The following is a 12,548-nucleotide window of genomic DNA, read 5'->3' on the forward strand; positions in this document are numbered from 1 at the left end:
CGCATGGTACCGCCAGGTGAGCGTGTATCCGCGATCTGCGACAGCGTAGCGGCCTACGCCGGAACGTACCTGTACCGCCTCGTCAAAGCGCTTGAAAATGGCGATATTTCCGCCGAGGAGTTCGTTACCCAAGTCTTCGCAAGCGAGCGGGAGTTGGCGCAGGCGGTTGCTAAGTTGCGGATGATTGATTTCCGAGATTGGAAGCGAAGAAGGGAACACGACGATCTCGTTCGAAGTATAGGCGGCCTTTTGACCGTTATTGAGCGGATGTACAGCGCGATTGTTTCCGGTGATCCGGAGGAGTGGCGAAGTATCAAAGATACAATTGCGGAGGTATCTCGGCCTATAGCGTACAGGTTCGGACCACTATGCAAGTAAACTAACAAGTAAAGGAGAAATACGAGTGGGATATACGGTATTTATGAAAGAGGACTTTAACGGGCATACCGCGGGCAAGCTGGTTACGCTTGATTACGTCGAGGCGCACCAAGCAGAGAACCAGCGCAAGGGGGTGATTGTCGGCGGCGTCGACGAAATCGAACGGCAGATAACCGAAGCGGTAGATAGGTACAAGCGGGAATACAAAGCTATGACGGAGTCTAACGACCCCGTGTACAAAGTAGAGGGGGTAATTGACTATTACACAGAGAAGATGCGCGCCAAGCTCGAGGAAGAGGTCGGTAGATTGACGGATCATTGGAAAGGGGTCTACGGGGGCATGAAGGAAGCCGCAACTGCCGAGGCCGCGCGATTGAGGCATTATATAACGGAGTCGGAGCGAGAGTCCGCAAAACAACACGCGACGAAAATTGTAAATGCGCTCAAATTCGGCGGTGATACGTCGGTTCTTGCCGAGGCCATTAGATTGGCACCTCGTATGACTAACGGCCAGAAACTAGTTCTCATGGACGAAATGGGGCGAATTGAGGGCGCAGCAGGTGGTAAGCACGACGCAATGCTCCGGAGTCTTTATGCGGAGCTTAGTAGCGTCATAACCGACGATCACGTGCCGATTAAAATTGTGGAAGCGCTCGGTAATTGGAGTGTTGACAGCGCGTACCGTATCCTACGCCTCACGCACCGTACTTATAAGCACATTAGCAGTAACGTACACAGCGGTAGAAGGCCGACATCTGCGATTTCTCTATAACAAAACAGGGGGAATTACTTTGAACGCAGCACTTACGATTAGCAAAACTTATCACCAACGGGTATCGGATTATTTTTGGGGCGCGACCCTACGCACGGAGGACGGAATCGAACCGCATCTCGGTGACAGTGACTACGATCATTCCGCGGTAACGATTTTGGAGCAAAAGATGGGAGTCGCGGTTGGGAAGTTGTCGAACCGTCAGTATACCGGTGTTAACCTTACCGTCAAGCTTCCCGAGGGAGTAACGCTAACGGAGGCGTACAAGACGATGGTGCGCGACAAATACACGGCCGACGGGACGATCGGCACAATAACGTTCGAGTAACAGGGAGCCTTCGGGCTCCTTTTTTATTTATACGGAGGGGGAACGGTATGACAACGAAATACGGACGGGTGGCATCGGCAGCGGCGGAAGTCTTCGGACTTAGTGCGGCCGTAATCGCGGCGGTTCAAGCGTTGGAGCGCGGTGATATGAGCGGGGAAAGGTTCGTACGGGAGGCACAGGATATCGACCGTAAGCTAGCGGACAGCGCCGAACAGCTCCAGTCGATTCGGTGGCCGCGGATGGATCAACAGCGGAACCATGCGCAGCTTATCGTGGGCGTCAAGGCGCTACGGAGCGCGATTATGAACGCGATCGGGGCGGCACATACCGGCAATGAGGCACAATGGTTCCGGGTAGCGGACGAGGCGGCGCGGGCTACACGTTGCATTAACGGGCATATGGCCGCGTTCAGGGCGGTGAGCTAATGTCGTTCGACCTACTCGGAAAGATACGGATAACAACAAACGGAGTCGGGACCGCGCTAAATCAGCTTCATAAGATATCGACGTCTCTTACGAACACATCCTCTAAAGTTGCACGACTTACTACGGGATTCGTCGGAGTAGGCGGTGCAATCGGCGGGGCGCTTACCGCAGCGACACTGTTCAATAAGACGATCAAGCAGGCGGCCGAATTTGAAATGCGGAAAGTGACCGTCGATGCGATGTTCGGGAAAAACCACCTTGAGAGCGCGAAGGCTTATTTCGACCTTGTAGAGGATCGTTCGGCGGTATCGATGTTCACACAGAGCGACTTCCTGGACGCCGGTAAATCATTTATTCCGACGACTAAGGACCCGAAGCAGCTCGAGAAGATGCTGAACCTCGCGGAACGGCTTGGAGCAATCGACATCGAGCAGGGCATGACCGGCGCAGCGTATGCGCTTAAGGAGTTGTTTAGCGGCGATGGCGTATCGATGGTTGAACGTTTCGAATTGCCGCGCGCCGTAATCAACGATATCAAGAAATTGCCGCTGGACAAGCAACTCGCAGTTCTCGATAAGTATTTGGACAAAATCGGAGCGTCAAATGAACTTATTGAGGCTCAGTCGAAAACAACGATGGGCCAGTACCGGAAATCGGTCGCGGAAATCAATAAGGCGTTCCGGCAAATGGGTACCGAAGGTTTGGAGTATATAAACCCGCTCCTTCAGGAATTTAACCAATGGCTTAAGGGACAGGATTTCCAACGTTTCAAAACCGCGGGCATCAATGCGTTCGGGGAGTTTGCGCGGGGAGCCTCGGATTCGTTGCGGAGAGCAGCAAAGTATATCGATACCAACTTTCTAAGTAATCCGGAGTTTAACAAGCTTACGACGATATCCGCGAAAGTCTCGTTCATTTTCGAGACGATAATGGGCTCATACAACGATTGGCTCAACAACAAGGGCGGCCGTGATCAAATCGAGGGCGTCGCGACCGATGTTGTCGGGATGATGGCAAACGCGCTCAAAGCATCTGAACCGCTTATTGATTCCGCTAAGGTCATGGGAGGAGCGCTGGCCACTGGTATCTGGGACGGATTTAAAAATGTGGCGAAGGACAAGCCGGAGCTCGCCGCGTTGATGGCTTATATGGTAACGCCGGGCACCCCTCAGATTAAGCTAGCTGCGGCTGGGTTGGCTTACGGAGCTCCGATGTTTGACGAGGCTGGCCAGATCGTGAATGACAAAAGCCTGACGTTCGGACAAAAATTTAAAAAGTTGTTCGAGGCTGACGGCCCGCTCGGGTTCAACACTGAGTCTACGCTCTCCGCTGGGTCATGGCTCGGGATTAAGCCTAACGGTTCGCAAGCCGCCGGTATCGATTACGTCCCTTTCGACGGCTATATATCTCGGTTGCATAAGGGGGAGACCGTTCTTACGCGTGAGGAAGCGAAGAGCTATCGGGAGAGTGGCGGTAGTGGCTCCGGCCAGCGTCCGATCGTGATCAATATGCACGGGACTGTTATACGGCAGGAGTCGGATATCGACAAGATTGCCCGACAACTGGCTTACAGCCTCACGCAGGGGAGGAACTGATGGCGACTGTTCTCCCGGAAGGCTCCGGCATTGGGAAGCTTCACCAAGCCATTAAGGACATCGGATTCAACCACGGCGCAGACCTCGAACTCGCTTCGGTAACCGCGGACTATCCTGACGTGCGCATTCAAGTCGATAATATGCGGATTGAGCTGGACCGGGACGACCTCGTTATCTGCGAGAGGTTAGCGGAGCACCCGCGGAAGCTTACGGTGGGTGACCGCGTATTAGTCGGCATGATGAATAGCGGCCAGTTATACTCAATCATCGACCGGTTAACGTAAGAAGAGCGGAGTATTGGCGTGAAAAAACGTCGGTACTCCGCTTATTTTTTTGTCCGTGTAACCCTACGCAACCATTTGAACAAACGTGAAATACCGCGTCATCACGGGGGTTTTTTACTAAGCAGAGGGTTACAAGTAGGTTACATATTATCGGGCGCGACCCTGCGGAGGAGACACGCCTTTGAAACTCACGGGGTATCGCTTTAACGCGCGAAAGGGTCGAAAAGTGATACGAATCGGCGCGTATCCGGATCGCAAATGCTACGTTTTGGTACGGAACTCCGTGAAAAAAGACGGAGCAGCATCCGAGTTTAAAATGTATAAATATGCGCGGATATGTTCGCCAAAGACGTCTTTTGTGTAATAGTGCCAGCCGAAAAACCGCGCCATTATGCGGTTTCTAAATACGCCAACCGAATGCTTTATACATAGAATATACACGAGACGGAAAACCCGCATGGTTACGGGATTTGCTACGTTTTGACGCAATTATTGACAAACGGAAACGGCCGTTTTTATGCACGGAATATACAGAGCGCGGAAACGTGGAGCTTCGCGAAAAAAGACGGAGCTTGTTGACGGATTGTAACGTGTGTATCCGTATTGTATCGGTCGACAATTGCGCAGTAACGCTTTAGTGCGGTACAGCAGAAGGGGGCGGGGGCGGTCGGAGAAACGCGGCCTGACCTGACTTCGGGACATAGCGGCCAAAATTTTGAACTCATATACCGGATTGCGGGGCTATAAAAATTTTCCGCCAGTTTCACGAACTCAAGGGACCCAAAATATTGGCAAGAAAATGGAATGAAGTATTGACCTTAATATTCCGTTTGTGCTAAGATATTATTCGTTGACGCAAACGCGTAGGACCCCAACAAAAGCGAATCAGGAGCCGGAACCCTTTCGCTAGTCGGAACGTATCCCCTGCGTAAGGACGAATAAAACGAAGTGTCGACGTAGCATAAACCGCATGATTACGCGGAAAACATGCCGGGATGGCGGAATTGGCAGACGCACAGGACTTAAAATCCTGCGGTAGGTGACTACCGTACCGGTTCGACCCCGGTTCTCGGCACCACTTTTAATGTTTTACCTGTGGTACATATTCGCAAAATCAACTATAAATGATGAATCCTGTGCAGTAGAAATTGCTTCTGCTTAACACACTGGATTCATAGCGTGAGATCCTTTTTCGCACTATCTGTATCCACAAAATACAGATGATGGCGAAGGAGGATTTTTTGGTTATGGCGGTAAGAATGAATAAGGTAAGAAGAGCACCTGCAACGATGGAAGAGGCACTGAATCGGTTCATTACGTGGAAGAAAGCAAATGGGATTAGCGATCAGACAATCTTGGATTACACGACTCATGTCAATTTGTTTTTCAAGAGGTATCCCGATGCGGCGAGTTCATTTGAACAACTTGAGAAGGATGTAGTTTCCCACCTTAGTCAGGAGGGGATAAAGAACAAACATCATGGTGCGGTGAAATGGCGAATGAAGTGGAAGCGGTTTCTTCCGGAATTGAAGAGGCAAGAAATGGCGGATTTATGAACGGGAAATTATTCGGGACTTAGACTGAGCGGGGATAATCTAAAAAGAAGCATGAGGTCGTTGAAGCTCAACCCGAAGTTGATCGAGCAAATTACAGGGATTCCTCGATCGGAAATTATTAGACGGTACTAACTGAAGGGGAGATGGGCATGAAGTTTCTTCTGAATTCAACAGTCATTGAAATCATTCAGGGAGATATAACACAGTCTGAAGTGGCTTGTATCGTTAACGCAGCTAACACTAGCTTGCTTGGCGGTGGTGGGGTTGATGGAGCGATACATCGAGCGGGCGGCAAACAAATCTTAGACGAATGCATTCGCATTAGGAATGCGCAGGGAAACTGTCCAACGGGAGAAGCGGTAATCACAACGGGTGGAAAGCTAAAGGCAAAGTATGTTATTCATACAGTCGGTCCCGTATGGAATGACGGAAAGAATAATGAACGGGAAAAACTCAGCAACTGCTATAGAAACACGCTCAATCTGGCTGTAGAAAAGGGGATCAAGAGCATAGCATTCCCGAATATCAGTACAGGGATCTACGGATATCCGAAGGACAAGGCGGCTGAAGTTGCACTGAAAACGGTAGTTGAGTTCGTAGAAAAAAATGAGACAATCGAGCGAATACAGTTCGTCTGCTTTGATCGTGAGAACTACGATATTTATCTAGGGGGGGGCTAAGGACACTGTGAGCGCAAAGGCATTAATTCGTTGGGAGTTTGATCCTTCACCGCTACCTTTGAACGAGTGGCTTCGCGATCTTGTCGTCATTACAGGAGAAATTCGTGGCAAAGAAATCACAGAAGCATGGACCGTGCTCGTGAAGGTTGTTGAGTGGATACCTGATACGTGGGACACTAAAGCGGAAGTGAAGTTTATTACGGAGGAAGCGCCATGGCACTTATGGCATCAAGGATATAGCTTCAAACTCTGGAATGGCAGGGATGTAGCTACGGTAACAATTCAATGAATTCGATTTCGAAATGAATGTGGGTGGGAAAGTGTATCTGTTAAAGATCATAACAGATAGCGACTTTTGCGGCGGGGAGCCCGGGTACTTGAACGAAGTGTCCCGACACGCCTCCAGAGGAGTCCTAATCAATAACGATGGACAAGTCGCGATGATGGAACTGGAAGCAGAGAATCTTTACAAGCTGCCTGGCGGCGGCCTGGAGAAGGACGAGAATAAAGAAGAAGCCTTCGTACGAGAGATCAGGGAAGAAACGGGCTATAAAGCTGTTATTATTCACGAGCTTGGGTATATAGATGAGCACAAAGTTAAAAATCACTTCATGCAGCGTTCTTACTGCTACATCGCCAAGGCAACGGACCGACAGGGGAGCGTGGCTTTAAGTGAAGATGAGTTGCAGTTAGGTATGCGAGTGGAATGGATGAGTCCCGAAGAGGCAGTTACCCAGTTGCAAGAATTGATTCATCATTGCAAGGACTACTCAACAAAGTTCATGCTTCTACGGGATTTGACGATTCTAGAACTTGCATCTTGTTGGCTTAAGGAAGGGGAAGAGACTTAAATATGATAGAGGAGTGCGTGTGGGCGATCTTCGTATCAGAAAGTGGCGGGGGCTTTCCCAACTTTTATCCGATAGGACTCTTTAGTTCACGTGAAAGGGCCGTAGAAGAACTGGATGCATTGCCGCAAGATATGAATTATCAACTTCTCAAGCTGCCCGTCAATCGGATGTTCCCTTACTACAACAAGAAGAATGGCAAGTTGATCGGTATGGACGGGATTTATCACGAGCACTTTCATTTCAAGGATGATGATGGAGGCAGCTTATGAATATCAGGAAGGATACTATGATAAGAATTTCCGAAGCTGAAGGAATTACGATTCCGAATATTAACTGGCGGGAACGCGTGATCAAGGTATGCGGGAAAGGGAGGAAGGAAGGGGGTGTCCCGTTTCAAAAACATTTGAGCGCCACCTAAAAAATACATTGAAATTCGCGGCTATTTGGATCATGACTTCTTATTTGTGAACATCGATAACACGCAGACGAAGGTTCGGACCATGCGAGAGAATATACAGGCTCGCGGATTAACGGCTGTGGTAAAGGGGGTTCGCGTAAGCCCACAAAACTGCACATCGACTGGAATAATCGACGTTTTCTCTTAGGGAGAAGGCGTCTTTTTGTTACTTTTTGACGCAATTTACGTTATACTTGATAGTAAAATTGTGGGAGGTTATGGGGTTGGGGATCAAGAAATTTTTTGGATTATGGTTAACTATGGCGTTATTACTAAGCGCTTGTAATACAGGACCGAAAGATGACCCTTCGAATGTGCTCTCAGCATACTATCAATCCGTAATTGACGGAGATTTTATTAAAGCCTATAACATGCACACCGAAGCATATAAACAACGAAATAGCCAAGAGGATTTTTCCGCTTACATGAATACATTAAGAGAATTCACAACCTTAAGCGGGTCCAAGGTTGAAAAAATCAAAGAAGAGAAGAACAGAGAGGTTGAAGGGAAGAAATATCGCCGGGTTGTAGAACTGAGTGTAGTGGAACAAATCAAGGATCTAGTCAGCAACAAGGAAACTACCTCAAACTATATTCGATTAGTGGTTAGTGAGGGAGATCAATGGATGTTACACCGAGACGGCGATCTCAAGCAATCGGTTGCCGATAATTTGGCTTTCATCGGGAGCATGTACATGTTTGGTGAGGGAAAGGAAGTGAATGTAAACGAAGCGATTAAGTATTATAAGAAAAGTCTCGAGTATGTACCAAACGACGGGAAGGTTCAAAACGTACTTGCCGCAGCGTATCTAGGTGCAAAACGTATGAAAGAGGCAGCGGAAACCGCTCAAGCGGCTTTAGTTAACGCTAAAGATAACCTCTCTCTCTCAGAAGTACATAACGTTCTCGGATTAATAGCAGAAGAGGGAGGAAATTTTAACGACGCAAAGATGGAATTTGAAAAAGCGGTCGAACTGAACCCGGATAATGAATATGCTAAAACCAACCTTGCCCGCATATCAAAAAACGATAAATAACGAACTATCAACGGACATTCATCGCTCACATGGGCGGCGGATGTCCTTTTTTCGTATAATTGTGTTTCGAGAGCTGGGGGTGGTACAATCACAGAACACAGTATAAACTTTATGTTTCTTGTGTATAAAGATTCTGCAAAATGACTAACATCAGGCCGACCCCGGTTCCCATCCCCTTAGATAAACGAGCCCTCTAATACATCAAGGGGCTCACTTATCCAAGGATTTCGTATTGACAATGTGACAATGTTTAGGGGTATTGGGAGAAGAGGTTATTTTACAGTGTGAAAGCACCCGAAAATAAAACAATGGTCAGGAAAATGAGTGCGACAATTCCGCCAATTCTACTCATGATCAAGTAAGCTTCGCTTGGCTCTGATTCACCTTTAACCATCCAACCATAGCGCATATACCAACCGAAGGATGGATAAACGATATTAAGTATTGCAAAAATGATAAAAAGAATAATGAAGACAACCATATTCATCATCTCCTTTTTATGTAATACGTGAAGGGTAGGGGAATGTTTCGGAAGAGGGGCGAGCGAATGATCGGAGCTGCTAACGATCTTAAATGGCAACAGCGATTTAGGGCCAGTACGTACATGAAATAGACAAAAGTGTTGCTAGACGGGCAGGCATGGTATTATCTGATCCTTTAAAAGTAAAATGGCGAAAAACCCAAGTCATTTTAACCACGACCTGGGTTTCTCATCATCTGGAGGTATTTAAGGGAGTCCCTTTTAATTATCGTAATTTATAATTGAATTCATCTCCATTTATTGAGATCACAACGTTGATTGATTTATCATCTTTAGACGCTTCTTTGGGTAGTTCGGAAATAAAATGGAGAATCCCTGTTTTTAATGGCTCAATGCTTGTGATATTGGTATAGGTAAAGTCGGATCCGCCACTTTCCTCAATTGTCGAAAAGCTATTATACTTGTATTTTTCATCATAGATTACTGTGACTGATGCAAACTCATCGGAGCTTTTTCCTGACGTTAAGAGACTCTTTACATTTAAGACCGTTTCTAAGTAAATATTGTCTGCATCTTTTACTTCGTAGTAGGAATAGTAATCACGAGGTTTAGGTGGAACAACTTTTGATGTGAATTTTGCTTTAGTTAAGGTGATTTCTGCAAAATCCGGAACTTCAAATGACTTTTTCAGTTCAATAGTATTTTTTTCTTTTGCAGTTGATTCGGGTGCTGGTTCGGGTTCGGAGGGCGATTCGCTCTCAGGGGAACTTTGGTCATTCAAGGATTCAAGTTGTTCTTTTAATTGTTTGTTTTCTGCAGTAAGTTGGTTTATCTGATCCTTGAGGCTGCTGAGCTCCTCAGTTTGAACCGTGCCAGTCGAATTATTTGTATTACAGCCGGCTAAAACAATGAGTAAGAAATAAAAGCGAACATTAATATTCGTTTCATGTTACCTCCTGAAATTTAGGAAACTTTGTTCATGTAGATCTCTTTTGTAGATTCTATAAACTTGTATAACCTTTTTCCTCTGACCATCCCCAGTAAATACTTTATTATAATGCGATGAATACCTCCGTTTGTTTATTAGTTTCAGTTCTAATGTCCTATCCTATTATAAATCAATTATCCTATTTTGGCGATCTGTGGAAAATGACGGGGAAAGTCGCCTTTTAGAAGCCACAATGAGCATCAAAGAAACTAGTAACTTCTTAACTCCCCAAATTGCGGCTCCAACGAAAACGATAAAAGCAACTCCATTTAAATACGCAACCATTTCTCCGCCTCGTCTCGATTATAGTTGACACCATTTTACAACAGCCTCAATCGTTTGCGAATATGCTAAGGGGATCTTTTTCCAGAGAATAAAAGACCGAATCCGCGCGTAAAATTTTTTTGTTTTCTGAGATCGTATTCGATAGTATAGAGGGATAGATGCATTGGGGGGATTGAGATGATTATCCGTGAGGCTGCTGAGAAAGATATTGATTCGTTAATCTTAATGCGCTGGGAATTTACGATAGAGCATCAGCCTCATGTTCGAGATGATTTCGATCTTTTCGCTACTGAGTGTCGGGCATTCCTAGAGCAGGCTATGAGTGGAGAGCGTTGGCATATTTGGGTTGCAGAATTAAACGGCATTATTGCCTCTCATGTCTACATTCAGTTAATCGATAAGGTGCCGAGGCCAGGAAGAGTCACTTATCCGTTCGCCTACATGACCAACGTCTATACCGATCCGGACTACAGAGCTCAAGGAATTGGCAGCCAGATGCTGCAAACGATTAGAGAGTGGGCCAAGGCGAATAAATATGAGTTTATTATCGTCTGGCCGAGCGAAGAAGCGAGAGAGTTCTATTCCAGAAACGGATATGTGCTGTGTAACGATCCGATGGAGCTGCAGTTATAGCGGATTAGAGAGCAACTCGAACCTCTTATTGGAAAAATAACAAGTCAAAAGGCCGCCGGAGAACCGACGGCCTTATTTGCATATGCGATTAGCCCGGGAATGGAGCGGCAGGCTGTTCATCCCCCAATACAGGAGTCAGCTTCGCCGATATATAGGTGGAGACGGATACGTCTCTGAGAGCTTGTGGATACATTTTATCGGGATCGGGAAGAACTGCGCGCAAGTGGATGATCGCCTCGCCTTTTTCGAAGGAAATGCCCGTGATCTCCATACCATAGCCGGAATGCGGTACAGTGGCTGTAACGGTGACTTTGAGCACATCATCCGTAATCTTTTCAGTGGAGAGGGAAGCATTGCTTAGAATAGACGGCTTAGGCTCCTCGATAGGCGCGTTTTCACGGATAAACTTAACCGTTCTGGCGATGACGACATCGGCTTGCGCTTGTGTGACGCCGTTCTTAGGATGGAAGCGCTGTTTGCTGTCCAAAGTAAAGATGTTGGCGATCAGCAGCTTTTGGATGCTGTCCATGTATCCGTTTGTAATATGCTTGGCATCGGAGATCTCCAGGAAGATTTCGATCCAGGCGTATTCCCCTTTTTGGCTGAGAGCTCCATAGAGCCATTTGGCGAATTGCTCGCGGGTGACCTTGGCAGAAGGATTGATGTCTTTCGGAAGATCCAGGCCGTTGAAGTTAGCAACGATAAAATCACCCGCATATGGCGCATTGTCTTGAACTTTCGAATAAAAATCGCTTGCTTTAGGCTCTTTGATGAAGCGAATATGATCGATATTCAACCCGAGTCCCTTAACGATGGCGCTGACTGCCTGCGCTGTTGTGATTTCTTTTTTGTTGGTTGCCTTGGAGTTTCCTTGACCAGCGAATACCGATCCTCCGATGGCCATGCTAACGACAGCGATCAATGCGAGTAAAATAATGGATTTACCGATTCGCGATTTCATTTTCATTCCCCCACTTTTTTAGAATATCGTGTAGTTGGTATTGTAGACGGCGACAAGTTGGAAAAGGTTGCATTCGTTTTGTTGGATTGGGGGAGTTTTTTCACGAGACAGGTAAAACAGATTTAATCAGTACCCGGATACTGTATCATTGCCCTAGGGTGGCTCACTAGTATTGAAGGAGATTGCTTCCTTTTGTCGAAATTAAGTAAGCGAATTTAAGACAAAGGAAAGAGGATGGGTACACTATGGCAAAATGGGAATATAAATCGTTGGAATTTTTCATAGAAAAAGTAGGAAGAGGATTTTTCGATACGACTAGATTGAACTTGACTAAATTCGATCAAGAAATAAACCAAATGGGTGAAGAGGGCTGGGAATTAGTAAATACCATGACGACAAGCGATCATCAGGGGACTACTGGTCAAATCGTAAGTGTTTTCAAAAGGTTAAAATCCTAATAACAGAGGCAGCGAGGCACCTTGACGGGTGCTTATTATTTATCCTTGGAAGGAAGTGGCTGCAAGAAATATCATATTAGGTACAGTGCGAAGAATGCCCGGAATTAGATTACAATGCTCCAAGTACAGCCAAATACTATACACGAGGCTATTCAGGCGGATCACCTTTTCTAGCTTTATACCAACTCATGAAAATACTAAAGGCTATCGCCGATACAAAAGGTATTATTACGTTATATACAATACTGAAAGCAATCACCCCCAGTTTTCTATTTTACTTCGACAGGGTTTGGGTAATTCCTTGTCCGAAAGGATATCATACAGCTGTTAGTTTGGAGGAAACGGGTTGGAGAGGTTCTAACGATTCGATCGGTAACTC

At 46.6% G+C, this 12,548-nt stretch carries 18 protein-coding genes and 1 tRNA gene; 16 read left to right on the plus strand and 3 right to left on the minus strand.

All coding sequences use genetic code 11. The annotated features are described in order from the left end of the window. The first annotated feature begins 3 nt into the window (after nucleotides 1-3). The 14 genes from DFP98_RS04350 to DFP98_RS04420 all read left to right on the plus strand — a co-directional run bounded on the left by DFP98_RS04350 (nucleotide 4) and on the right by DFP98_RS04420 (nucleotide 8,363). Nucleotides 4-378 carry a hypothetical protein gene (locus tag DFP98_RS04350; protein ID WP_116059348.1) on the plus strand — a complete coding sequence of 125 codons (375 nt, stop codon included), beginning with the start codon at nucleotides 4-6 and terminating at the stop codon, nucleotides 376-378. Between the two features lie 25 nt (nucleotides 379-403). Further along, the gene (locus tag DFP98_RS04355) at nucleotides 404-1,150 is read left to right on the plus strand and encodes a hypothetical protein (RefSeq protein ID WP_116059349.1); all 747 of its coding nucleotides are present in this window, start codon (nucleotides 404-406) and stop codon (nucleotides 1,148-1,150) included. Between the two features lie 19 nt (nucleotides 1,151-1,169). Beyond that, nucleotides 1,170-1,478 (plus strand): hypothetical protein, encoded by a 309-nt coding sequence (locus DFP98_RS04360; protein ID WP_116059350.1) that lies wholly within the window; start codon nucleotides 1,170-1,172, stop codon nucleotides 1,476-1,478. A gap of 47 nt (nucleotides 1,479-1,525) precedes the next feature. Continuing rightward, nucleotides 1,526-1,903 carry a hypothetical protein gene (locus DFP98_RS04365; protein ID WP_116059351.1) on the plus strand — a complete coding sequence of 126 codons (378 nt, stop codon included), beginning with the start codon at nucleotides 1,526-1,528 and terminating at the stop codon, nucleotides 1,901-1,903. After that, a complete protein-coding gene (locus DFP98_RS04370; protein WP_116059352.1) occupies nucleotides 1,903-3,498 on the plus strand; it encodes a hypothetical protein in 1,596 nt (531 codons plus the stop codon). The genes DFP98_RS04365 and DFP98_RS04370 overlap by 1 nt, the downstream gene beginning before the upstream one ends. Continuing rightward, nucleotides 3,498-3,782 (plus strand): hypothetical protein, encoded by a 285-nt coding sequence (locus tag DFP98_RS04375; protein WP_116059353.1) that lies wholly within the window; start codon nucleotides 3,498-3,500, stop codon nucleotides 3,780-3,782. Before DFP98_RS04370 ends, DFP98_RS04375 begins: the two co-directional genes overlap by 1 nt. 989 nt (nucleotides 3,783-4,771) lie before the next feature. Further along, nucleotides 4,772-4,860, plus strand: a tRNA-Leu gene (locus tag DFP98_RS04385). A 169-nt stretch (nucleotides 4,861-5,029) separates the two neighbouring features. Then, the gene (locus tag DFP98_RS04390; RefSeq protein WP_116059355.1) at nucleotides 5,030-5,338 is read left to right on the plus strand and encodes a hypothetical protein; all 309 of its coding nucleotides are present in this window, start codon (nucleotides 5,030-5,032) and stop codon (nucleotides 5,336-5,338) included. A 149-nt stretch (nucleotides 5,339-5,487) separates the two neighbouring features. Further along, nucleotides 5,488-6,018 carry an O-acetyl-ADP-ribose deacetylase gene (locus DFP98_RS04395; RefSeq protein WP_116059356.1) on the plus strand — a complete coding sequence of 177 codons (531 nt, stop codon included), beginning with the start codon at nucleotides 5,488-5,490 and terminating at the stop codon, nucleotides 6,016-6,018. Between the two features lie 7 nt (nucleotides 6,019-6,025). Beyond that, entirely contained in the window at nucleotides 6,026-6,307 is a 282-nt protein-coding gene (locus tag DFP98_RS04400; protein ID WP_116059357.1) for a hypothetical protein, read from the plus strand. Between the two features lie 97 nt (nucleotides 6,308-6,404). Next, nucleotides 6,405-6,869: an NUDIX hydrolase gene (locus tag DFP98_RS04405; RefSeq protein WP_246016433.1), complete on the plus strand. Its 465-nt coding sequence runs from the start codon at nucleotides 6,405-6,407 to the stop codon at nucleotides 6,867-6,869. A gap of 2 nt (nucleotides 6,870-6,871) precedes the next feature. Continuing rightward, a complete protein-coding gene (locus DFP98_RS39425; RefSeq protein ID WP_116059358.1) occupies nucleotides 6,872-7,138 on the plus strand; it encodes a hypothetical protein in 267 nt (88 codons plus the stop codon). 17 nt (nucleotides 7,139-7,155) lie between these two features. Further along, nucleotides 7,156-7,287 carry a hypothetical protein gene (locus DFP98_RS40190; RefSeq protein WP_425455512.1) on the plus strand — a complete coding sequence of 44 codons (132 nt, stop codon included), beginning with the start codon at nucleotides 7,156-7,158 and terminating at the stop codon, nucleotides 7,285-7,287. A gap of 263 nt (nucleotides 7,288-7,550) precedes the next feature. Next, nucleotides 7,551-8,363 (plus strand): tetratricopeptide repeat protein, encoded by an 813-nt coding sequence (locus tag DFP98_RS04420; protein ID WP_181917487.1) that lies wholly within the window; start codon nucleotides 7,551-7,553, stop codon nucleotides 8,361-8,363. A gap of 277 nt (nucleotides 8,364-8,640) precedes the next feature. Here DFP98_RS04420 and DFP98_RS04425 read toward each other — a convergent pair whose 3' ends face one another. Together DFP98_RS04425 and DFP98_RS38590 are read right to left on the minus strand one after the other, a co-directional pair. Continuing rightward, nucleotides 8,641-8,844, minus strand: a complete 204-nt coding sequence (locus DFP98_RS04425) for a DUF6199 family natural product biosynthesis protein (protein WP_116059361.1) — start codon at nucleotides 8,842-8,844, stop codon at nucleotides 8,641-8,643. 265 nt (nucleotides 8,845-9,109) lie between these two features. Beyond that, nucleotides 9,110-9,625 (minus strand): hypothetical protein, encoded by a 516-nt coding sequence (locus DFP98_RS38590; RefSeq protein ID WP_147310126.1) that lies wholly within the window; start codon nucleotides 9,623-9,625, stop codon nucleotides 9,110-9,112. A 669-nt stretch (nucleotides 9,626-10,294) separates the two neighbouring features. Between DFP98_RS38590 and DFP98_RS04430 the strand changes: the two genes are divergently transcribed. Continuing rightward, the gene (locus DFP98_RS04430; RefSeq protein WP_116059362.1) at nucleotides 10,295-10,750 is read left to right on the plus strand and encodes a GNAT family N-acetyltransferase; all 456 of its coding nucleotides are present in this window, start codon (nucleotides 10,295-10,297) and stop codon (nucleotides 10,748-10,750) included. Between the two features lie 88 nt (nucleotides 10,751-10,838). On the opposite strand, the gene DFP98_RS04435 is transcribed toward DFP98_RS04430, so the two are convergent. Further along, nucleotides 10,839-11,711 (minus strand): S-layer homology domain-containing protein, encoded by an 873-nt coding sequence (locus tag DFP98_RS04435; RefSeq protein WP_181917488.1) that lies wholly within the window; start codon nucleotides 11,709-11,711, stop codon nucleotides 10,839-10,841. A 245-nt stretch (nucleotides 11,712-11,956) separates the two neighbouring features. Between DFP98_RS04435 and DFP98_RS04440 the strand changes: the two genes are divergently transcribed. Further along, nucleotides 11,957-12,169: a DUF4177 domain-containing protein gene (locus DFP98_RS04440; protein ID WP_116059364.1), complete on the plus strand. Its 213-nt coding sequence runs from the start codon at nucleotides 11,957-11,959 to the stop codon at nucleotides 12,167-12,169. Nucleotides 12,170-12,548 lie beyond the last annotated feature (379 nt).

Source organism: Cohnella phaseoli (genome assembly GCF_003386235.1).
In the GTDB taxonomy this organism is placed as follows: Bacteria; Bacillota; Bacilli; order Paenibacillales; family Paenibacillaceae; genus Cohnella; species Cohnella phaseoli.